The 20,697-nt window shown below is 59.2% G+C and carries 18 protein-coding genes; 11 read left to right on the forward strand and 7 right to left on the reverse strand.

The features are described 5' to 3' along the window. Nucleotides 1-529 precede the first annotated feature (529 nt). The 4 genes from ACYVIS_RS19775 to ACYVIS_RS19790 are packed head-to-tail and all read right to left on the reverse strand — an operon-like array spanning nucleotide 530 to nucleotide 6,011. Nucleotides 530-3,280, reverse strand: a complete 2,751-nt coding sequence (locus ACYVIS_RS19775) for a M16 family metallopeptidase (RefSeq protein ID WP_232744500.1) — start codon at nucleotides 3,278-3,280, stop codon at nucleotides 530-532. A gap of 50 nt (nucleotides 3,281-3,330) precedes the next feature. Further along, on the reverse strand, nucleotides 3,331-4,503 hold the full coding sequence (locus ACYVIS_RS19780; RefSeq protein WP_232744499.1) for a vWA domain-containing protein: 1,173 nt from the start codon (nucleotides 4,501-4,503) through the stop codon (nucleotides 3,331-3,333). Next, nucleotides 4,493-5,113, reverse strand: coding sequence for a GNAT family N-acetyltransferase (locus ACYVIS_RS19785; RefSeq protein ID WP_232744498.1), 621 nt, complete (start codon nucleotides 5,111-5,113; stop codon nucleotides 4,493-4,495). The genes ACYVIS_RS19780 and ACYVIS_RS19785 overlap by 11 nt, the downstream gene beginning before the upstream one ends. A 25-nt stretch (nucleotides 5,114-5,138) precedes the next feature. Then, a complete protein-coding gene (locus tag ACYVIS_RS19790; protein WP_232744497.1) occupies nucleotides 5,139-6,011 on the reverse strand; it encodes an AAA family ATPase in 873 nt (290 codons plus the stop codon). 143 nt (nucleotides 6,012-6,154) lie between these two features. Between ACYVIS_RS19790 and ACYVIS_RS19795 the strand changes: the two genes are divergently transcribed. Then, nucleotides 6,155-6,508, forward strand: coding sequence for a c-type cytochrome (locus tag ACYVIS_RS19795; RefSeq protein ID WP_232744496.1), 354 nt, complete (start codon nucleotides 6,155-6,157; stop codon nucleotides 6,506-6,508). A 12-nt stretch (nucleotides 6,509-6,520) separates the two neighbouring features. Then, the gene (locus ACYVIS_RS19800; protein WP_232744495.1) at nucleotides 6,521-6,883 is read left to right on the forward strand and encodes a c-type cytochrome; all 363 of its coding nucleotides are present in this window, start codon (nucleotides 6,521-6,523) and stop codon (nucleotides 6,881-6,883) included. Nucleotides 6,884-7,016: 133 nt separating this feature from the next. Here the strand turns inward: ACYVIS_RS19800 and ACYVIS_RS19805 are convergent, their stop codons facing one another. Next, on the reverse strand, nucleotides 7,017-7,445 hold the full coding sequence (locus ACYVIS_RS19805) for a DUF1841 family protein (RefSeq protein ID WP_232744494.1): 429 nt from the start codon (nucleotides 7,443-7,445) through the stop codon (nucleotides 7,017-7,019). 449 nt (nucleotides 7,446-7,894) lie between these two features. On the opposite strand from ACYVIS_RS19805, the gene icd reads away from it, so the two are divergent. The 7 genes from icd (at nucleotide 7,895) to ACYVIS_RS19840 (ending at nucleotide 15,791) form a co-directional block, all read left to right on the forward strand. After that, the gene (icd, locus tag ACYVIS_RS19810; RefSeq protein ID WP_232744493.1) at nucleotides 7,895-9,151 is read left to right on the forward strand and encodes an NADP-dependent isocitrate dehydrogenase; all 1,257 of its coding nucleotides are present in this window, start codon (nucleotides 7,895-7,897) and stop codon (nucleotides 9,149-9,151) included. A 326-nt stretch (nucleotides 9,152-9,477) separates the two neighbouring features. Next, on the forward strand, nucleotides 9,478-10,737 hold the full coding sequence (locus ACYVIS_RS19815) for an amino acid ABC transporter substrate-binding protein (RefSeq protein ID WP_232744492.1): 1,260 nt from the start codon (nucleotides 9,478-9,480) through the stop codon (nucleotides 10,735-10,737). A gap of 109 nt (nucleotides 10,738-10,846) precedes the next feature. After that, nucleotides 10,847-11,722, forward strand: coding sequence for a branched-chain amino acid ABC transporter permease (locus ACYVIS_RS19820; RefSeq protein WP_232744491.1), 876 nt, complete (start codon nucleotides 10,847-10,849; stop codon nucleotides 11,720-11,722). Further along, nucleotides 11,715-12,638, forward strand: a complete 924-nt coding sequence (locus ACYVIS_RS19825; RefSeq protein ID WP_232744490.1) for a branched-chain amino acid ABC transporter permease — start codon at nucleotides 11,715-11,717, stop codon at nucleotides 12,636-12,638. The genes ACYVIS_RS19820 and ACYVIS_RS19825 overlap by 8 nt, the downstream gene beginning before the upstream one ends. Beyond that, nucleotides 12,628-13,380, forward strand: coding sequence for an ABC transporter ATP-binding protein (locus ACYVIS_RS19830; RefSeq protein WP_232744489.1), 753 nt, complete (start codon nucleotides 12,628-12,630; stop codon nucleotides 13,378-13,380). The genes ACYVIS_RS19825 and ACYVIS_RS19830 overlap by 11 nt, the downstream gene beginning before the upstream one ends. Continuing rightward, the gene (locus tag ACYVIS_RS19835) at nucleotides 13,370-14,086 is read left to right on the forward strand and encodes an ABC transporter ATP-binding protein (RefSeq protein ID WP_232744488.1); all 717 of its coding nucleotides are present in this window, start codon (nucleotides 13,370-13,372) and stop codon (nucleotides 14,084-14,086) included. Before ACYVIS_RS19830 ends, ACYVIS_RS19835 begins: the two co-directional genes overlap by 11 nt. A 19-nt stretch (nucleotides 14,087-14,105) precedes the next feature. Next, nucleotides 14,106-15,791, forward strand: coding sequence for an AMP-binding protein (locus ACYVIS_RS19840; RefSeq protein ID WP_232744487.1), 1,686 nt, complete (start codon nucleotides 14,106-14,108; stop codon nucleotides 15,789-15,791). A gap of 236 nt (nucleotides 15,792-16,027) precedes the next feature. On the opposite strand, the gene ACYVIS_RS19845 is transcribed toward ACYVIS_RS19840, so the two are convergent. Next, nucleotides 16,028-16,729 (reverse strand): Smr/MutS family protein, encoded by a 702-nt coding sequence (locus tag ACYVIS_RS19845; RefSeq protein ID WP_460874864.1) that lies wholly within the window; start codon nucleotides 16,727-16,729, stop codon nucleotides 16,028-16,030. Next, complete coding sequence (gene trxB, locus ACYVIS_RS19850; protein WP_232744485.1) at nucleotides 16,716-17,675, reverse strand: thioredoxin-disulfide reductase; 960 nt, start codon at nucleotides 17,673-17,675, stop codon at nucleotides 16,716-16,718. The genes ACYVIS_RS19845 and trxB overlap by 14 nt, the downstream gene beginning before the upstream one ends. Nucleotides 17,676-17,719: 44 nt before the next feature. Here trxB and ACYVIS_RS19855 point away from each other — a divergent pair, with 44 nt between their 5' ends. Further along, complete coding sequence (locus tag ACYVIS_RS19855; RefSeq protein WP_232744484.1) at nucleotides 17,720-20,077, forward strand: DNA translocase FtsK; 2,358 nt, start codon at nucleotides 17,720-17,722, stop codon at nucleotides 20,075-20,077. Then, a complete protein-coding gene (gene lolA, locus ACYVIS_RS19860) occupies nucleotides 20,067-20,690 on the forward strand; it encodes an outer membrane lipoprotein chaperone LolA (RefSeq protein ID WP_232744483.1) in 624 nt (207 codons plus the stop codon). Before ACYVIS_RS19855 ends, lolA begins: the two co-directional genes overlap by 11 nt. The last annotated feature ends 7 nt before the right edge of the window (nucleotides 20,691-20,697 follow it).

Here is a 20,697-nt window from a genome sequence, read left to right on the forward strand (position 1 = left end):
ACCCATAGAACCGTTAACGTGCCCGCACTCATGCCTCCATCACGTCGCCACATCTACCTGGATTGACGACTGGGTGTACTAAAAGCACCCACCGCCTCAACGTAGCCTGTGATTGGCTAAACGCGGCTTCCCCAATGTATACCTCGAGGCATTTCCTCAACGTAAGCCGCAGGGTGGGCGGTGCTGTGCAGTCCGGCGGTAGTCCAGCGCCGGGTGCTGACGAAGGGAAGGCGGGGGCTTTCGGCGGGCGCTGTCTGAGCCCGGCCTCGCGAGGCCGGGCGAGTTCGCCCGACGCCCGCCTGGACGAGGCAGACCCGGGCAGTCGGGGCGCGCAGCGCCACGACCGCTGGACGTGCCGGACTGCACAGCACCGCCCACCCTGCGGCGTCTTTATAGAACTACCGTCCAAAGTAATAACCAAACCTGAACGGCGCAAAAAAATCGACCGAAACGCATTCAGCGCGGTAAACACTCGAACCAAAAATGCACCAGCAGGTGCAGCCCTGTCGGCCGCCCACAAGAGGAATCCCTACTTCATTTTTTTCTCGTCGCCCGCAATGGCGATGCTGAAATCACCAGGCTTCAATGCAGCACGCAAAGCCGCATTGACCTTTTCCGCGGTCAGAGCGGAAAGCGCCTGGTCGATCTTTTCCGACCAGGCGAAAGTGCGCCCCTGCTGCATATAGTTGATCCAGGCGCCGGCCAGGACATTGTCTTGCGCACGGGCCAGTTTCCGGTAGCTTAGCAAAGCCGCGATGCCTTCCCGCACTTCGTCGGCGCTGAAGCCATCGCGCAGCGCGCGCGCCAGCTCTTCCTGGACAGCCGTCTGCAGGCGATGGCTGTTTTGCGGAGCCTGTATCGCATAGATCGACCAGTCGCCGGACGGCTCATACGAGGACGCATTCAGGCTACTGCGCACATCGTAGGATAGCCCCTCTTTCACACGAATTCGATTCCATAGGCGCGACGTTTCCGATCCACCCAGGAGATAATTCGCCACATACAAAGCAGGAAAGTCGGGGTCGGTATCCTGGAGCTTGATCGGCAGGTCGGCGAGATAAAAGGCATTGGCCTTGTCCGGCGTATCGATCTTGAAGTCTTGCGGTGCCACCGCATGATACGGGTCGGGAATACGGGTATAGGCGGGAGCTTTCTTCCAGCCATCCAGGCCTTTGCCAAGAGAGGCCTTCACGGCATCGGGATCGAATGCGCCGACCGCTGCGAATTCGATCTGGCCCGCTCCATAGAATTTTTGATGGAAATCAAGAAGATCCTGTTGTTTCAGGGCCGCAATATGGTCGAGAGCTTCGGCAAAGGTTGGTGTATAGCGTATGTCGTCGCTGGGGTAGGGGTCTGTATGCCGCGCCAGGGCTCGCGACGCCAGCGCACCCGGTTCGGACATTGCATTTTTGATACTGGTCGTCAATTCCAGCTGGTACTCGGCAAGTTCCTTGGCCGGGAAGTTGGCATTGCGCACGATATCGATGACGAGATCGATCAGGGCCGGGAGATGCTGCTGCGTAGTCGACATGCTTACCGCCAGCGTTCCCGCCGAGCCTTCGAAATCGACGTTGGCTTGAAGGGCATCGAACTTGTCCTGGATCGCCTGGCGCGATAATTTATCCGTGCCGCGATTCAGCAGGGCCGCGACGGCCTTGGCAACGGTGCGCTGACCCTTGAGAGCGTCGACATTGCCGAATTGAATCAGCAGCCGGGCTTCGACGCGATCGCCTCGTGTCGGCTTGGGCAAGAGGGCCAGCTTGACTGTGCCATTGGGCAGCACCAAGGGCGTGCGCTGGGTGCTGGCATCGATATTGGCCGGGCTGGGATTGAAGGCCGCCGCCGCTTTTGGCGCCTCCTTGCCTTTGTAGCCATTGAGCAGGGCTGCCAGGTCGACAGATCCGGGCGCGGGGGCGCGCAGCGGCTTGTCGGTGGGTATGTACAAACCGTTGGTGCGATTGCTGCGTACCAGATAAGCCTGTGTTGCCTGTTGAACTTGAGATAGCGTGGCCTTTTCGGCTCGGTCGCGCTGCAAGAAGAACAAACGCCAGTCGCCGTCGGCGACCGCTTCGGACAGGGCGCCGGCCATGCTTTGAGGGTCGGCGTAGGTTTGCTGCCAGTCGGTGAGCCATTTGCTCTTGATGCGGTCGAGCTCAGCCTGGGTAAAGGGCTGTTTGGGCAAGGATGCCAGCGTGTCGTTGAGTGTTTGCAGGGCGCGCGTCTGGTCCATGCCGGGTTCCAGTTGGGCGCCGAAAAAGGCGTAGCCCGGTTGCCGCAGGCCGGCCGTGAATCCGAAAACGCTGGCGCTCAACTTGCTGTCGACCAAAGCGTGATAAAGCCGGCCCGACGGCGTGTCGCCGATGATGGCTACGCCCAGATCGACAGGTATGTAGTCGGGGCTCGCCGCTTCGGGAATATGGAACAGCGCCGCTATCAGGGGGCTGCCGCCATGGCGGCGCAGGACGACCTCGCGCTCGCCGTCCTGAACCGGTTCGACCGTATACTCGGCGGGCAGGTGACGAGTGGGTTTGGGAATTTTATCGAAAGCCTGCGCAATGGTATGCAGCGTGGCGGCGGGATCGAATTTACCGGATACGATCAGGACCGCATTATCGGGCTGGTAATACTCTTTATAGAAAGCCTTCAGTTGCCCCACGTCGACGTTTTCAACATCCGAGCGGGCGCCTATGGTGTTGTGGCCATAGTTGTGCCATTGATAGGCGGTAGCCTGCATTTTTTGCATCAGCACCTGGAATGGGCTGTTCTCGCCTCGCTCCATTTCATTGCGCACCACCGTCATTTCCGAGTCCAGATCGCTTTTGGCGATCAGCGAATTCACCATGGCATCGGCTTGCCAGCCCAGGAACCAGGACAGGGTGTCCGGATTGGCGGCAAAGCTGGCGTAGTAGTTGGTGCGGTCGCTGGTGGTCGAGCCATTGGCCTGCAGGCCCCGCTTGGAGAATTCGGCCAGGGCGTTATGCAGGGTCGGCGTGCCGCGGAACATCATGTGTTCCAGCAGGTGCGCCATACCGGTCTGGCCATAATTTTCGTTGCGGGATCCGACCAGGTAGGTCATGTTTACAGTGGTGGTCGGCTTGGAATCGTCGGGCGAGAGCAAAACGCGCAGGCCGTTGCTCAGGGTGTATTCGGTGGTTCCCTCTACGGAAGACCCCAGCGTGATGCCGTCGGGCAGAGCAAGGGCGCCGGCGGGGGCGGCCACGAGACTGCTCAGGAACAGGGTGCTCAGGTATCTGAGAACTTTGGAGGCGGTTGAATTCATGGTGTTTATCCGTATGGGCAGGACGCATTGTAGAGGAGCGGGGCGGTCGTTTACTTCGACAGGTACTGCATGGCTCGCTCCAGTCCGCCCACAGTCACCCCGTACATGCGATCGTGCACGATGTTCTTGATTATGGCGATGGATTGCCGGTACTGCCAGTAGCCTTCGGGCTCGGGGTTGAGCCACACCGATTTTGGCCAGTTATCGAGCAGGCGTTGCAGCCATGCGGCGCCGGTTTCCTTGTTGTTGTACTCGACCGAGCCGCCAGGCTGGAGAATTTCGTAGGGACTCATGGTGGCATCGCCTACGATGATCAGACGCCAGTCATCGTTGTATTTGCGCAGGATATCGAAGGTATCGACGCGTTCGCTGTAGCGCCGGCGGTTGTTTTGCCACAGGGATTCGTAAGGGCAGTTGTGGAAGTAGTACACCTCCAGGTGCTGGAATTCGCTGCGCGCCGCCGAAAACAATTCTTCGACGCGGGCGATGTGGTCGTCCATGCTGCCGCCGACGTCGAGCAGCATCAGTACCTTGACGGTATTGTGCCGTTCGGGAACCATTTGCAGATCGAGAAAGCCGGCGTTTTTTGCCGTGCTGAGTATCGTGTGGTCGAGGTCGAGTTCGAGCTCCGCGCCTTCGCGGGCGAAATGGCGCAGGCGCCGCAAGGCCATTTTGAAGTTGCGGGTGCCTAGTTCCTGCTGGTCGTCGTAATCGCGGAACTCGCGTTTTTCCCAAACCTTGACGGCGGTTCGGTTGCCTGCCGAAGGGCCTCCCATGCGTATGCCTTCGGGATGATAGCCGCCATGGCCGAATGCGGACGAACCGCCGGTGCCTATCCATTTATTGCCGCCGGCATGCCGTTCTTTCTGCTCTTCGAGCCTTTCCTTGAAAAGCTCCATGAGCTTGTCCCAGCCATGCTTTTCGATGGCGGCCTTGTCTTCGGGGCTGAGATGTTTCTGGAATTGCTTGATCAGCCAGTCGAGGGGAATTTCCTTGTCGGCCGGAAAGGCCGCTTCGACCTGCCTGTAGAAGCTGGCAAAGGCCAGGTCGTAGCGGTCGAAGAGGGTTTCGTCTTTGACCAGGGTCATGCGCGCCAGATGATAGAAATCGTCGAGCGTGGGCTCCATGACATTGCTGCGCAGTACGTCCAGCAGCGTCAGGTATTCCTGGACCGACACCGGCAGCTTGTGAGCGCGCAGATGGTAAAAGAAGTCAGTCAGCATGGTGCCGGGCGAACTGGTATTCGAGGTGTTTTTCGATTTCCGGCCATTCGCCCGCCAGCACGCTGTACATCACGGTATCGCGCACCGTGCCGTCCCGGCGCAAGGCGTGATGGCGCAGTACGCCGTCTTTATGGGCTCCGAGACGTTCGATGGCTCGTTGCGACGCATGATTGAAGTTGTCGGTGCGCCAGCCCACGATTTGCGCTCCCAGGGCAACGAACGCGTGCCGCAGCAGCAACAGCTTGCAGGCGGTATTGACATGGGTCTTCTGCCAACTGCGGGCATACCAGGTATAGCCGATTTCGAGCCGGGCAACAGCCGGCACGATGTCGTGGTAACGGGTGCTGCCTATGACCTTTCCGCTGCTTTCTTCGACGACGGCAAAGGGCAGCATATGGCCGTCCTGCCGGCCGCGCAGCGCGGTTTCGACATACGCCAGGGCCGCGCCGGGCTCGGGCACCGAGGTGACGCGCAGCTGCCACAGCTCGCCGTCGGCGGCGGCCCGTTCCAGCTCCGGCGCGTGGGCCGCTTCAAGAGGTATGAGGCGAACGCCGTATCCTTGCAGGGTTGTGGGAGTTGGGGTGTGACGAAATCCTTGATGCTGGTTCATGGGCAGACTCGCGGTAAAGGGCTGGCTAGCGGCGTTGGCCCGCACGGGTCATGGCTGCCAGGCGTTGCAGTAGTGAAAGGTCTTGTTCGTTTTTCAGCAGGGCGCCCGCCATAAGGGGCAAGTCGCCGGCTGTGCTGCCGAGCTCTTCGGCGCTGATGGATTCGTTCATGAGCAGGCGCAGCCAGTCCAGGAATTCGGACGTCGACGGCTTTTTTTTCAGGCCGGGCGCGTCGCGCAAGGCGAAGAATGTATTGAGCGCGGCGCCCAGGACGTCTTGTTTGATGCTGGGGTAGTGCACAGCCACGATGCTGCGCATGGTGTCCCGGTCGGGGAAGCTGATGTAGTGGAAAAAGCAGCGTCGCAGGAAAGCGTCGGGCAGGTCTTTTTCGTTGTTCGAGGTGATGATGATAAGAGGACGGTGCCGGGCCTGTATGGTTTGCCTGGTTTCGTAGACATGGAATTCCATGCGGTCGAGTTCGCGCAGCAGATCGTTGGGAAATTCGATGTCGGCCTTGTCGATTTCGTCGATCAGCACGACCACCGGCTCGTCGGCTTCGAACGCGCGCCATAGCACTCCCTTGACGATGTAGTGGCTGATGTCGCGTACTTTCTCGTCGCCCAGTTGCGAGTCGCGCAGCCGCGATACGGCATCGTACTCGTACAGGCCCTGGTGGGCCTTGGTGGTCGATTTGATGTGCCATTGCAGCAGAGGGCGGTTCAGCGCGGCGGCGACTTCTTCGGCCAACATGGTTTTGCCGGTTCCCGGCTCTCCCTTGATGAGCAGGGGGCGCTGCAGGGCCAGGGCGGCGTTGACGGCGAGTTTCAGGTCGTCGGTCGCCACATAACGTTCGGTGCCGGTGAAGCGCTCGGAGGGAAAGGCGGAAGCGGTCGAGGTCATTATTTGAGTCCGTATTCGTATGCAGTATTACAACGTAAACAGCGATTTCTAGATAGGGTCTTACAATTATCGTACAATCCAACGGTTTATCGATCAGTGTTTCATCGGTCGATTTTTATTTACTGCCAAAATCAAGAGCTATCATGAAGTTGCGAATTTCTATGACGCGCACTCTGTCTGCGCTAGCCGTAATGGCTTCCTGTGCGATCGCGGGCCAGGCCCAGGCCGCTGACGCTGCGCCTGTCGGCAACGCAAAGGCCGCCCTCGAAAAAACCTCTATGTGCATGGGCTGCCATGGTATCCCTGACTACAAGGCATCTTTCCCCGAGGTCTATCACGTCCCCATGATCGCGGGCCAGAGTGCGGAGTATATCGTTGCCGCGCTCAAGGAGTACGCCAGCGGTGCCCGGACGTTCCCAACCATGGAGGCCATTGCCAAGAGCTTGTCGCCTCAAGACATGGCTGATCTCGCAGCTCATTATTCCAGCTTTAAATAATCGGGGGCCCACATGAAAAAAATGACTATCGCCTTGGTGGGCGCTTTTCTGCTGGCAGCCGGTTCTATGGCGCAGGCAGCCGACTTGGTCGCCGGCCAGGCCGCGTTTAAAAAATTCAACTGTGCATCGTGCCACGGAGCGGACGCTAAAAGCCCGACCAGCCCGGCCTATCCGATTTTGGCCGGCCAGCATGCCGATTACCTCAGCCATGCCTTGCATGCCTACAAGCGCGGCCAAAGCGGCGCGCCTGCTTCGGCAAACTTGCGCAAGAACGCCATCATGGGCGCCATGGTGGCACAGTTGACCGATGCCGATATCGACAACATCACCGCCTGGCTCGCCCGCCAGCCTTCGCCCCTGTCGGTCCAGCAATAAGACGGCTTATCCCCCGGGCGACCACAAGGGTCGCCCCTACGCCACCATGCGCCCTGTAGGGGCGGGCCTCGTGTCCGCCCTTTCGGGGTGGCGCATTAATTAAGGGCGGCCACAAGGGCCACCCCTGTACATACTATTTGCGCGTGGCCCGCTGCTTGATGAGTTCAAGGTAGGTGTCGCTGCTGAACGGCGTACCCAGGCGCTGCGCTTCCCAGACGACTTGGCCCAGGCATTCCATGATTTGGTGCGCCGCCTCGTGCGCGTCGTGCGTGGCCAGCAGTTGTTGGTGCACGGCCTTGATGCCGGGAGGCTGGTCGATCGACAATTGTTCGGAAATGGCCAAGTGCATGGATAAGTGCAGGAACGGATTCGTCTTGCCTTGCTCTACGGCGTAGTCGGCCTCGACAGCCTCGGGACTTTCAAGGTCTTTATGGTATTCGGGGTGCTGCCGCATCCAGTCTATGGCCATGGCTTCGAGCGGGGTAAGCACTTCGGCGGCGCGGTGCTTGCGCCAGGCCTCGGTAAAAAACAGCCGTACCTGGTCGCGTGAAGGGTTGAACATGAAACGCTCTGAACCGATAAAAAATCCATTTTAACCGCCCACGCGTGCTTTTCGGCGCAAGGGCCGGCCAGCAATTTCGGCGCGCGCCTGCGCCGTGGCATTCATGCTGCGGCCGGCGCGTTTTTGATCCGCAGTTTCTGGGTATGCGGGCGCTGTAATTCTGCTGCTGGGGGCGCGCGATTTCAGACACGCCAATAGCTCGTTCAGCAAGTTTTGCGAGAAAAGCTAAAATTCTGGCTTAATTAGGCTAAACTACTCTTATATAAGACTGAGCTCGATGATCGGGCGCAACTCCATACCTGCCGTTAATCTGGGTTTCCAGATGGATGCGTGTTTGCGTTTTGTCGGAGCTTGCACTTTATATCTGTGGCTGTGCCTGCAAAACGGTGTTTTATCGCGGCAGCTTCGTTTTTACCGAATTTTCTCCTACCGGAGCCATTGGAGTATTCATGTCCTATCAGCACATCAAGGTCCCCGCAGCGGGCCAAAAAATTACGGTCAATGCCGATTTTTCGCTCAACGTTCCTGACGAGCCCATTTTGCCTTTTATCGAGGGCGACGGTACAGGCGCCGATATTACGCCGGTCATGCTCAAAGTGGTTGATGCCGCCGTTGCAAAGGCCTATGGCGGCAAACGCAAGATTCACTGGATGGAAGTGTATGCCGGTGAAAAATCCACCAAAATCTACGGCCCGGATGTCTGGCTGCCTGAAGAAACGCTGGAGGCTGTGAAAGACTATGTGGTGTCCATCAAGGGCCCGCTCACAACGCCGGTTGGCGGCGGCATCCGTTCCTTGAACGTTGCCCTGCGCCAGCAACTGGACTTGTATGTCTGCTTGCGCCCGATCCAGTATTTCAAGGGTGTTCCGTCGCCTGTGAAAGAACCGGAAAAAACCAATATGGTCATTTTCCGCGAAAACTCGGAAGACATTTACGCCGGCATCGAGTTCGAAGCGGAAAGCGTCAACGCCAAGAAGCTTATCGCCTTCCTGCAAAACGAACTGGGTGTGAAAAAGATCCGCTTCCCCGATACCTCGGGCATCGGCATCAAGCCGGTATCGCGCGAAGGCACGCAGCGCCTGGTGCGCAAGGCCATGCAGTACGCCATCGACAACGACCGCTCTTCGGTCACCTTGGTGCACAAGGGCAATATCATGAAGTTCACCGAAGGTGGCTTCCGTGACTGGGGCTACGAGCTGGCGCAGAAAGAGTTTGGTGCGCAGCCTATCGACGGCGGCCCATGGTGCAAATTCAAGAACCCGAAAACAGGGCGCGAAATTACGGTCAAGGACGTGATTGCCGATGCGTTCCTGCAGCAGATCCTGTTGCGCCCCGCCGAGTACGAAGTGATCGCCACGCTGAACCTCAACGGTGATTACGTGTCCGACGCCTTGGCAGCTCAAGTCGGCGGTATCGGCATTGCTCCGGGCGCCAATCTGTCCGACTCGGTGGCCATGTTTGAAGCCACTCACGGCACGGCTCCCAAATACGCAGGCAAGGATTACGTCAATCCAGGTTCCGAAATCCTGTCGGCCGAAATGATGCTGCGTCACATGGGCTGGACCGAAGCGGCCGACCTGATTATTTCCAGCATGGAAAAATCGATTCTGTCGAAAAAGGTCACGTATGATTTTGCCCGCCTGCTCGAAGGCGCCACGCAGGTTTCGTGCTCGGGCTTTGGCCAGGTCATGATCGACAATATGTAGTTTTTCGAACCAGCCGGCTTGGCGCGCAAGCGTGCAAGACGGCCAGATCCGAACCCCCGTCAGTCCTTGCGAATGACGGGGGTTTTTCATGCAGGATCGACAGGATCCGGGCCTTCCCGGCGATGTGCCTGTTCGTGGGAGGAGTCATCGGCGGTATTCAGAGCGGCGTAAGAGTTCAGGTATAAGATAAGCAGAGTTACTGATTGATACTGAACCGCGGCCGCGCAGTTTTTGCCGGCGCGGATGGCAACATGAATAATCGATTGCCGGGCAATGCGCCGCAGTAACCCAGGCCATTGTCCTTATAAAAAAGGAGACCTGTGATTATGTTACGCAAAGCTATTTCATCGGTGCTGGCGGGATCCCTGCTGGCATTTACCGCGCTGGCCAGTGCGGCCTCGGCGCCGTCAGAAATCAAGATCGGAACGCTTTATGCTTCGTCGGGGCCGTATGCGGCCATATCGATGCCTGTTTACCGCGGCTTGCAGCTCTGGGTTTCTCAGGAAAACGCGCAAGGCGGGGTCATGGTCAAGCCTTACGGCAAGCGGATTCCCATCAAGCTGGTTTCGTACGACGATCAAAGCAATACCGCCACGGCGGCCACGCTCTACAATCAATTGATTACGCAAGACAAGGTCGACCTTCTGGTGTCCGACAGCGGTTCGGTGCTGACCTCGGTGGCGGTGCCGATTGCACGCGAACACAAGAAACTGTTGTTCGATCAAACCGGCACGGGCGGCACTTTCTTCACCGACGATAATCCGTACATTGCGCTGATGTCCGATCCCGTGTCGACCATATGGCCCAAGTACATTGCCGATTTCCTGACCAAGGAAGGGCCGAAGCTCGGTATCAAGCGGATTGCATTGTTATATGCGACCAACGATTTCACCGGCACGCAGGCCAACGCGGTGCGCGATTTCATCAAGAAGTCGGGAGCGCCTGTTGAACTGGTCTACGACAAGGGCGTACCCACCAACACCACGAACTATACGGTGCTGATCAACAATATCCGCCTGGCCAAACCCGATGCGGTCATTGAAATGGGCTACCCCGGCAACGATATCGCCTTCCTGCGCAATCTGCACGATTCCGGAACCCAGTTCAAATGGCTGTTCGCCATCTACCCCGGGCTGGAAACCGAGCATATGGAAAAGACGGTGGGCATCGATGGCCTGAGCTACGTCTATACCTATACGCCCTCGTCGGTCGTCGAATACCATGCGGAATCCGGCATGTCGCTGCCGCAGTTCCGCGATGCATGGAACAAGATGTATACCGACAACAAAGTCGCCTTTGGATTCAATGCCGTGGCAGGCTACACAACAGGTCTGGTCATCCAGAACGCACTGGCCGTGACCGAGAGCATGGATCAACTGGCATTGCGCAAGGCCGTGTTCAGCCTGTCGGGCAAGCTCAAGACGATCGATGGCACCTTTGCCGTGGACAAGAACGGCGCGCAGATCGGCGAAATCACTCCGCTGGGCCAACTGGTTCCTGACGGCAAGAAGGGCCTGAAATTCGCGGTGGTCTATCCCCCCGATGTGGCGACTGCCAAGGCCGTCTATCCGGCACCGTCCAATTGACGTGTTGCCGTGGCATGCATGCCTTTCCGGGCTGGTTTTCTCCGGCTGGGCATGCATGAAGCGCGCTGCCTTCGTATCGTGTTGCTTTTCATAGCGAGCCCTTTGCGACATGCTTGAATATTCGATCCTGGCCGGCCTGCTGTTCGGTCTTTACTTCAGCCTGGTCGGGCTGGGGTTGAACCTGATCTTCGGTGTGATGCGTATCGTCAACCTGGCTCATGGCGACTTCGTCATGCTGGGGGCGCTTTCGGCATTCGGCCTGTATGGCGCCTATGCCGTCAATCCTGTGATTGCCGCGGTCCTGTGCCTGGTCGCTTTCATCATCATCGGCTTTCCCCTGTATTACGCGCTGGTGCCGCGGCTGCTGCGTTCGTCCGATCCCGAAATGCTGTCCATCATCTTGTTTTTCGGGTTTTCGCAGGTCATCGAGTCGTTGACCACCATTGCGTTCGGACCCACCGAACGCTCCATTCCAGGCCGCGCCCTGGGCCGGCATCCGGTAGAGGTATTGGGGCAGACATTTCCGTCGGCCTGGGTTGTCAGCGCCATCGCCAGTGCGGTGGCCGTGCTGCTGGTGTTCCTGTATCTGTATCGCACGCGTATCGGGCGACTGACCCGTGCCGTCATGGTTCATCGCGACGAAGCGCTGGCCACTGGCATCAATGTGGGCCGGGTGTCGGCGCTGGCCTTTGGCATAGGCCTGGGGCTGGCGGCCGTGGCGGGCTGCTTCGCGCCGTTCATGCTGGGCAGTGTCACGCCGGCCAGCGGCGTGAATCTGACGATACAGTCGTTTACCGTCATTATCGTGGGCTCCCTGGGCAGCCCGCTGGGCACGGTCCTGGGAGGCCTGATCTACGGAGTGTCGCTGATGCTCATGCAAACCTATTTCAGTTCATGGGCCGGCCTGTTGCCTTACTTGTTATTGATTGCCATTTTGCTGGTGCGGCCCAGCGGCTTGCTGGGCCGGAAGGTGCGTCATGCATAAGAAACCGCTGCGGCATTCGCTGCTGGTATTGATTCCCTTGATTGCGGCGGCCGCGCTCATGCCGTACGCCTATTCGAATCAGTTGCTGCTGTTCAATTTCATTGTGTTCCTGACCCTGGCGCAGGGCGTCAATATCATCTACGGCTTCACGGGCTATCTGCCTTTCGGGTATGTCGGATTCTTCGGTGCAGGGGCTTATGGCTTTGCGCTTGCCATTATGCATCTGCATGCAACGCCGTTGCTGGCGCTGGGAGCCGGAGCGGCGGCTTCGGTATTGTTCGGGCTGGTGCTGACTCCTTTGCTGCGCTTGTCGGGGCCGTATTTTGCCATTGCCAATTTGGCGGCGGCGCTGGCGATTTCCGAAATCGTTTCCAACCCGGATCTCGAATCGATCACCAAAGGGCCTTACGGGGTCTCCTTGTCGGGCATCTTCGATCCCGCCTTCAGCTATGCCACGGCCATTGTCATCATGGCGTTTGCGGTGGCTTGTGTGCTGTACTTGCGCTATTCGCGCTTCGGACTGGCCCTGCAAGCCATTAAAGACGATCCGATCAGCGCTGCCGCTGCCGGGATAAACGTAGTGCGGGCGCGTATCGTCGCCTGGCTGCTCTCGGCGCTGATCGCCGGCCTGATCGGCGCCAATTTTGCCTGGTATGTATCGGTGTTTTATCCCGACAATGTTTTCAGCCCCGATTTCAGTATTTTCGCCATTGTTTTCGCCTTGTTCGGCGGCGTGGCCACGGTAATGGGGCCGATACTGGGTGTGGTGCTGCTTTACGGCCTGTACAACTTTATCGGGATTTCGACACCGCAGTATTTCCAACTGATTTATGGTGTGCTGATCATGGCCCTGGTGCTGTTCTTGCCCAACGGGCTGGCGTCGCTGTTGCGCCGTTGGGGGATTCATGTTGTTTAAGCCGCTCGCTGTTTCGCCGGCCTCGGTGCCCTTGCTTACGGTCAACGGCCTGGCCAAGCGGTTTGGCGGATTTCAGGCGCTCGAAGGGGTCAGCTTCAACGTCATGCCCGGAGAGGTGCTTGGTCTGGTGGGCCCGAACGGATCGGGTAAAACCACCTGCATCAATGTGATCACCGGCTTGTACCGGCCCGATGGCGGGTCGATTCAGTATCAGGGGCGTTCAATCGGCGGCCTGGCCGCGCACCGTCTGGTGCATCTGGGGATCAATCGCAGCTTCCAGATCCCCAAACCGTTCAAGTCGCTGACGGTGCGCCAGAACATCGAAGTCGCCATGACGTACGGCCGCAACGATAAAGATTTGAGCGACATGGAACCCTTGATGCAGTTTCTCGAACTCGATCGGCATGCCGGCCGCATGGCGGGCGAATTGACCAGCGCGCAGCAGAAAATGCTCGATCTTGCGCGCGCCCTGGCGACCCGGCCCAAGTTGCTGTGCGTCGACGAACTGGGCGCCGGCTTAAATCCCAGTGAGCTTGCGCATGTGGCCGAACGCCTGCGCGAGGTGGCGCGCTCGGGCGTTGCCTTGCTGGTCGTCGAACACCTCATGGACTTTGTGGACCAAGTGACCGACCGGCTTATCGTACTCAGCGCCGGCAAGGATATTTTCTCGGGAACCTTGTCGCAGGCTGTGGGCAATGCGCAAGTCGTGGAAGTCTTTTTGGGAGCGCCCGATGAGCACTGATCTGCTGCGGGCCTCCGGGCTGGACGCCGGCTACGGAAAGGTGCAAGCCTTGTGGGGTGCGGGGCTGACTGTGCATGCAAAAGAAACCGTTGTGCTGATGGGGCCCAACGGCGCGGGAAAGACTACGCTCATCAAGACGATCATGGGATTGATCCCGAGCTGGCAGGGAGAAATCGTGTTCGAGAATCGCACGATTTCTCACGATCGCACCGATAAACGGGTTCGTGCCGGCATTGCCTATATGTCGGAAACCGGCTGCTTCCCCGATTTGAGCGTTCAGGATAATCTGCATATTGGTGGTCAGTTTCTTCCCGCCGCCGAATTCAAGCAGCATATCGACGATCTTTATCAGCGGTTTCCCATCCTTCAGCAAAAGCGCCGCGCGCTGGGCGGCAGCCTGTCGGGCGGGCAGCGCAAGATCCTGGGCGTCGCCAAGGCCCTGGCCGGCAAGCCCAAGCTGCTGGTCATGGATGAGCCGTCCTCGGGCCTGTCGCCCGTATTTGTCAAAGAGGTCATTCATGTTCTGGGCCAGTTCCGCGATATGGGGTTGGCGCTGCTGATCGCCGAGCAGAATGTCAAATTCCTGGATCTGGCCGATCGTGTCTACACGCTTGAAGGCGGCCGGATAGGCTTTGAAGGAACCGTGAGCGAATTGCATGCCGACGCGGCGCTGGAACGCGCCTACTTCGGCTTGACCAGGAGCTGAGTCCAAGAGAGGTATTGCCATGATCACACTTAGCCAGGCGGCAGGCGCCACAGAGCCTGCGTTGCGTACCGAAACCATCGGCCAGGCGCTGGAGCAGGCGGCGCGCTCGTGGCCCGATCAAGAGGCGCTGGTTTCCGTGCATCAGGGTATTCGCCTGACATACGCCCAGCTTGACGAGCAGGCGGATCGGATCGCTGCCGGCCTGCTGGCCCTGGGGCTTGTACCCGGCGACCGGGTTGGAATCTGGTCGCCCAACAAGGCCGAATGGGCCCTGATCCAGTTCGCCACCGCCAAGGTGGGCATGATACTTGTCAATATCAACCCGGCTTATCGTTCATCGGAACTCGAATACACGCTCAACAAGGTGCAGATAAGCGCGCTGGTGGCCGCCGAGCGTTTTAAAAGCAGCGATTACGTGGCCATGGTGGAAGGCCTGGTGCCTGAGCTTTGCAAATCACCGGAACCGCTTCAAGCGCCGGCGGCACCGCATCTCAGGCATCTGATCAAGATCGGCGGCGAGCCGCGGCCCGGGTGGCGGCGGTTCGACGAGATCGGAAAACTGGGAACCGACGGCTTGCGCACCGAGGCGGCGCGGATAGGCCGAGCATTGTCGTGTCACGATGCCATCAATATCCAGTTCACCAGCGGAACGACCGGCCTGCCGAAGGGGGCCACGCTGTCGCATCACAACATTCTTAACAATGGGTTCTTCGTGGGCGAGTGCGTGGGCCTGAGGCAGGGCGATCGGCTCTGCATCCCCGTGCCGCTTTATCATTGCTTTGGCATGGTCATGGGCAATCTGGGTTGCCTGACGCATGGCGCCACCATGGTTTACCCATCCGATGCCTTTGATCCTCTGTCCGTACTGCAGGCGGTCGCGGCGGAGCGCTGCACAGGGCTGTACGGCGTGCCCACGATGTTTATCGCCGAGCTCTCGCATCCCGAGTTCCGGAATTTCGATCTGTCCAGCCTGCGCGGTGGCTGCATGGCCGGGTCGCCGTGTCCGGTTGATGTCATGAACCAGGTGATCGAGAGCATGCATATGCGCGATGTCACGATTGCCTATGGCATGACCGAGACCAGCCCGGTCAGTTTCCAAACCGCGGCCGACGACGATCTGCAGAGCCGGGTATCGACGATAGGCCGCGTCCAGCCGCATCTGCAGTGCAAGGTGATTGACGCCTCGGGCGCCACGGTCGATCGAGGCGTGCCGGGCGAGCTTTGCACCAAAGGCTACTCGGTGATGCTGGGGTACTGGCAGGATCCCGAAAAAACCGCCGAAGCCATCGATGCCGAAGGCTGGATGCATACGGGCGATTTGATCGTCATGGACGAACGCGGATATGGAAACGTGGTTGGCCGCCTGAAAGACATGGTGATCCGCGGCGGCGAAAACATCTATCCGCGTGAGATCGAAGAGTTTTTGTACAAGCATCCCGCGGTCAAGGATGTTTCCGTGGTGGGCGTGCCGGATTTGAAGTTCGGCGAAGAGCTGTGCGCCTGGATTACCCTTAAGCCGGGCCAGGCGGCGACGGAAGAGGAGATCCGGGAATTTTGCGTCGGCAGGATTGCCCACTACAAAGTGCCTCGATATGTGCGCTTCGTCGACGAGTTTCCTCTGACCGTGACCGGCAAAGTGCAAAAATTCGAGATTCGCAAGAAAATGATTGCCGACTTGGGCTTGGGTGGCCAAGAAACCGCTTAAACCAAGTGTATTCCCTAAGTGTTACGAGTTAAAACTTCGTGCACAATTCGGTTCATGCAGGTGAGGAGACAAAGCCCTGCATGGGCAAACCGATAAAACGGTACATAAAAAAGCAGGTCCCATAAAAAATATAAATGCACAAAAGCCGACAGCTCAGCTGTCGGCTTTTGTCATTGATGCGGCTCCAAACCCGACGGGGGCCGAAGGCCCCGCCGCGACGAACAGGCACCGATGGTTTAGTTCGTTGCCGGGCCGGGGCGCAGCAACACCTGCACGGCGCCGGCGCCGCCATCCTGTTCCCGGCATTCAGCGTAGGCCTGGACGCAATCAAGCTGGGTCAGCCAGCGCCTGATGGTCTGCTTGAGCACCGGCGTGCCGTTTTTGGAGCCATAACCTTTGCCATGTACGACGCAGACGCAACGGATATGATGCGCGAGGCACGATTGCAGAAACTGGTCCAGGCGCGTGCGCGCCTCGTCCAGGGTGGCGCCGTGCAGATCCAGCGTGGCGCCTATGGGCCATTTGCCTCGCTTCAGGCCTTTGAGCAGGTCGGCGCTGCCGGGGTTGCGCACGAAACCCGGCTCGCTTTCAATCAGGCCGGCCGGCGCAAAATGATCGGAGGTTTGCGCCAAAGGCTTTTGCGTCGGGCCGGTTGCGGCCTCGCGGCGCTGCTGCAACTGATGCGAGGGCGCGGTCGGCATGGGCGGCAGGACAGCGCGCCGCGGGTCGCGCAGTCGTTCGACCCCTTTGACGGCCCGCAAAAACAGGGCCTTGTCGTCGATATCCAGCGAAGAGGGCTGCGTTTGCATAGCCTTGCGGACCTCGCGTGCGCCCTTGGGCGTGCTGGCAGGGGCCGTGGGTCGAATTGCCGGCTTGGGTGCTGCGGCTTCCTGCCGCAGGCGCTTCAGCTCACCCAGGCCGCCTTTATGCTCCCGCATTCTCCAGCCACCGCTGCGCGTCGAGTGCGGCCATGCAGCCCGTGCCGGCACTGGTAATCGCCTGGCGGTACACGTGATCCTGCACGTCGCCCGCGGCAAAAACGCCCGGTACGGAGGTCATGGTGGCCAGGCCTTTGAGGCCGCTCTGGGTGACGATATAGCCATTTTCCATGTCGAGCTGGCCGGCGAAGATATCCGTATTGGGTCGGTGGCCGATGGCGATGAAGGCGCCGGTAACGGCAAGGTCTTCGGTGGTTCCGGACTGATTGTTGCGCACGCGGGCGCCGGTCACGCCGGACTGGTCGCCCAGCACCTCTTCAAGCTCGCAAAACAGTTTGAGCCGCATATTTCCGTTATTGACTTTTTCCATCATTTTGTCGATGAGTATGGGTTCGGCACGGAATTTGTCGCGGCGATGCACCAGGGTGACGGTGCGGCAGATATTCGATAAATAAAGCGCTTCTTCGACGGCGGTATTGCCGCCGCCTACAACAATAACATCTTGATTTTTATAGAAAAAACCATCGCAAGTGGCGCAACCGGACACGCCGCGCCCCATGAATTCCTGTTCCGAGGGCAAGCCCAGGTATTGGGCCGAGGCGCCGGTGGCGATGATGAGCGCGTCGCAGGTATAAGGGGCTCCTGTATCGCCCGTCAGCGTGAAAGGGCGCCTGGACAGGTCGACGCTGGCGATGTGATCGAATACCATCTCGGTATTGAAGCGCTCGGCATGCGCCTGGAAGCGCTGCATCAGGTCCGGGCCCTGCACGCCCTGCACATCGGCTGGCCAGTTGTCGACGTCGGTGGTTGTCATGAGCTGTCCCCCTTGTTCCAAGCCTGTTACAAGTACGGGGGCAAGGTTGGCGCGAGCCGCATATACCGCGGCGCTATAGCCGGCCGGGCCCGAGCCCAGAATGAGAACCTTGGCGTGTTTGGGAGTGGTCATCACAGAAAATCCGAAAAAAGTGAACAGGCAATTATAATGAGTCTATGGCTAGAATACCTGCAACATCTCCCCGCTCTTCGCGCAACGTGCGCAATGGTCCTTCGCTTCTGCAAACCCGGGTCTCCGGCTTGCTCCGAGAGGCGCGCTGGATTGTATTTGCCGCCCTGGCGGCGTGGCTTGGCCTGGTCCTGGCAACTTGGCATGCCACCGATCCGGCCTGGTCGCATTCCCTGCATACCGGCGCGACGCTGAACCGCGGCGGCACCTTGGGGGCGTATGTCTCCGATCTGCTGCTGTTCCTGTTTGGCTATTCGGCCTGGCTGTGGGTCGTTTTGTTGCTGCAGCGCGTCATCGTCGGGTTTTATCGCCTGACCAGCATGTTGCTGCCCAAAGCCAATATCGAAGTCCTGCCCAGGGTTCACTGGGAAATCGGTATCGGGTTTTTCCTGCTTTTCATTGGCTCCATGGGAACCGAAGCGCTGCGGCTGAAGAATTTTGGCGCGCACTTGCCCAGCGGCGCCGGCGGCGAACTTGGCAAGCTGCTGGCTCACGCCCTGTCCCTGTCGGTGGGGACCACGGGTTGCACCTTGTTGCTGCTGGTCATGATGGCGGTAGGGGCCAGCCTGTTTTTTGGCTTTTCCTGGCTGCATCTGGCCGAACGTGTGGGTTTTGCCATCGAAAGATCGGTGCGGCGTGTATTTGAATTGAAGGCGGCGCGCGAAGACCGCAAGGTCGGCGAGGCAAAAAGCGCCGAGCGCAACGAGCTGGTCGAGGCCAAGCACGAGCAACTGGTGCACGAGCAGCCCGTACGCATCGAGCCGGCCATTACCAGCATACCCAAGTCCACCCGGGTGGAAAAGGAAAAGCAGAAAACCCTGTTTGTCGCGCCTATCGAATCGGGGGCGTCGGGCGATTTGCCGGCCATCAGCTTGCTGGATCCGCCGGTCGAGCAGCCCGAGACCGTGGCGCCCGAAACCATCGAGTTCACCTCGCGCCTCATCGAGAAGAAGCTTTCCGATTTCGGTGTCAAGGTCGTGGTGGTGGCCGCCCAGGCCGGCCCGGTAATTACCCGCTACGAGATCGAGCCGGCTACCGGCGTCAAAGGCAGCCAAATCGTCAACCTGGCCAAAGATCTGGCGCGGGCGCTCAGCCTGGTCAGCATTCGTGTGGTCGAGACCATACCGGGCAAGAACCTGATGGGGCTCGAGTTGCCCAATCCGCGGCGCCAAATAGTCAGGCTCTCTGAAATCATCGGTTCGCAAACCTATCACAGCAATCCGTCCGTACTGACCATGGCCCTGGGCAAGGATATTGCCGGCAATCCGGTCGTGGCCGATCTGGCCAAAATGCCGCACTTGCTGGTGGCGGGTACCACCGGCTCGGGCAAGTCGGTCGGGATCAACGCCATGATCCTGTCTTTGCTCTACAAGGCCGACGCAACACAGACACGCCTGATCCTCATCGATCCAAAAATGCTCGAAATGAGCATTTACGAGGGGATTCCGCATTTGCTGGCACCGGTCGTCACCGATATGCGGCATGCCGCCAACGCGCTGAACTGGTGTGTGGGCGAAATGGAGAAACGCTACAAGCTCATGAGCAAGATGGGGGTGCGCAACCTGGCGGGCTACAACAGCAAGATACGCGATGCCATCAAGCGCGAAGAACCCATCCCCAATCCGTTTTCGCTCACCCCCGATGCGCCCGAGCCACTGTCCACCCTGCCAACGATAGTCGTGGTCATCGACGAGCTGGCCGACTTGATGATGGTCGTGGGCAAGAAAATCGAAGAGCTCATCGCCCGCCTGGCGCAAAAAGCCCGGGCGGCTGGAATCCATCTTATTCTGGCGACGCAGCGCCCCAGCGTCGACGTCATCACCGGCCTGATCAAGGCCAATATCCCTACGCGGATAGCCTTCCAGGTGTCGTCCAAAATCGACTCGCGCACCATACTTGATCAGATGGGCGCCGAAGCCCTGCTGGGCCAGGGCGATATGCTGTACATGCCGCCCGGTTCGGGGCTGCCCACGCGGGTGCATGGCGCATTCGTCGGCGACGACGAAGTGCATCGGGTGGTCGATTCGCTGAAAGAACAGGGCGAGCCCAATTATGTCGAGGGCCTGCTCGAAGGGGCGCTCGAAGGCGAAACCGGCGATGGCGTGGGCGGCGTTACGGGCTTTGCCGACGCCGAGTCAGACCCTCTGTACGATCAGGCGGTCGAGGTCATTCTCAAGAACCGGCGGGCGTCCATTTCGTCGGTGCAGCGTCATTTGCGCATAGGCTATAACCGGGCGGCGCGCCTGCTCGAGCAAATGGAGCAGTCCGGCCTGGTGTCCGCCATGCAGTCCAACGGTAATCGCGAGATCCTGGTTCCGGCCGGAGAAGGTTCAAATGCAGAGTAAACATTTCTTCGCCGCTTTGGTATTGGCGGCCAGTCCTGTGTTGGCCTGGTCGGCCGATGCGCCGGCCCAGTTGCGGCAGTTCGTGGCCAAAGTGGCTTCGGCCACGGGTGAGTTCACCCAAAGTACCTCGGGGGCGCAGGGGCAACAGGCCAAGCCCGCGCAGTCGGGCCGGTTTTCGTTCCAGCGCCCGGGGCATTTCAAGTGGCAGGTCACCAAGCCCTACGCGCAACTGATCGTTTCGGACGGCACTACGGTTTATCAGTACGATCCCGATCTCAGCCAGGTTACCGAGCGTACTGTCGACAAGGCCATTGGCGCCTCGCCGGCTGCCATTCTGTTTGGCTCGGGTGCCCTCGACGAAGCTTTTACCATGAGCACCTTGCCCGACAAAAACGGGCTGGAATGGTTGCGGGCCAAGCCGCGCAAGGCCGACGCCGGCTTTGCCTATGTCGATATCGGCTTTAAAGACAATCTGCCGGCTCGCCTGGAACTTATGGACTCATTCGGCCAGACTACGCGCATCGACTTGAGCCACATTGTTTCCAATCCCAAGCTGCCGTCCGGCGAGTTCCAGTTTGTTCCACCGAAAGGCACCGACGTTGTCAAGATGTAATGGCCGG

The organism is Paralcaligenes ginsengisoli (genome assembly GCF_054781135.1).

Coding starts and splice junctions, on each gene's coding strand:
- ACYVIS_RS19775 (WP_232744500.1), bottom strand. CDS start 3,280: ATGAATTCAACCGCCTCCAAAGTTCTCAGATACCTGAGCACCCTGTTC.
- ACYVIS_RS19780 (WP_232744499.1), bottom strand. CDS start 4,503: ATGCTGACTGACTTCTTTTACCATCTGCGCGCTCACAAGCTGCCGGTG.
- ACYVIS_RS19785 (WP_232744498.1), bottom strand. CDS start 5,113: ATGAACCAGCATCAAGGATTTCGTCACACCCCAACTCCCACAACCCTG.
- ACYVIS_RS19790 (WP_232744497.1), bottom strand. CDS start 6,011: ATGACCTCGACCGCTTCCGCCTTTCCCTCCGAGCGCTTCACCGGCACC.
- ACYVIS_RS19795 (WP_232744496.1), top strand. CDS start 6,155: ATGAAGTTGCGAATTTCTATGACGCGCACTCTGTCTGCGCTAGCCGTA.
- ACYVIS_RS19800 (WP_232744495.1), top strand. CDS start 6,521: ATGAAAAAAATGACTATCGCCTTGGTGGGCGCTTTTCTGCTGGCAGCC.
- ACYVIS_RS19805 (WP_232744494.1), bottom strand. CDS start 7,445: ATGTTCAACCCTTCACGCGACCAGGTACGGCTGTTTTTTACCGAGGCC.
- icd (WP_232744493.1), top strand. CDS start 7,895: ATGTCCTATCAGCACATCAAGGTCCCCGCAGCGGGCCAAAAAATTACG.
- ACYVIS_RS19815 (WP_232744492.1), top strand. CDS start 9,478: ATGTTACGCAAAGCTATTTCATCGGTGCTGGCGGGATCCCTGCTGGCA.
- ACYVIS_RS19820 (WP_232744491.1), top strand. CDS start 10,847: ATGCTTGAATATTCGATCCTGGCCGGCCTGCTGTTCGGTCTTTACTTC.
- ACYVIS_RS19825 (WP_232744490.1), top strand. CDS start 11,715: ATGCATAAGAAACCGCTGCGGCATTCGCTGCTGGTATTGATTCCCTTG.
- ACYVIS_RS19830 (WP_232744489.1), top strand. CDS start 12,628: ATGTTGTTTAAGCCGCTCGCTGTTTCGCCGGCCTCGGTGCCCTTGCTT.
- ACYVIS_RS19835 (WP_232744488.1), top strand. CDS start 13,370: ATGAGCACTGATCTGCTGCGGGCCTCCGGGCTGGACGCCGGCTACGGA.
- ACYVIS_RS19840 (WP_232744487.1), top strand. CDS start 14,106: ATGATCACACTTAGCCAGGCGGCAGGCGCCACAGAGCCTGCGTTGCGT.
- ACYVIS_RS19845 (WP_460874864.1), bottom strand. CDS start 16,729: ATGCGGGAGCATAAAGGCGGCCTGGGTGAGCTGAAGCGCCTGCGGCAG.
- trxB (WP_232744485.1), bottom strand. CDS start 17,675: ATGACCACTCCCAAACACGCCAAGGTTCTCATTCTGGGCTCGGGCCCG.
- ACYVIS_RS19855 (WP_232744484.1), top strand. CDS start 17,720: ATGGCTAGAATACCTGCAACATCTCCCCGCTCTTCGCGCAACGTGCGC.
- lolA (WP_232744483.1), top strand. CDS start 20,067: ATGCAGAGTAAACATTTCTTCGCCGCTTTGGTATTGGCGGCCAGTCCT.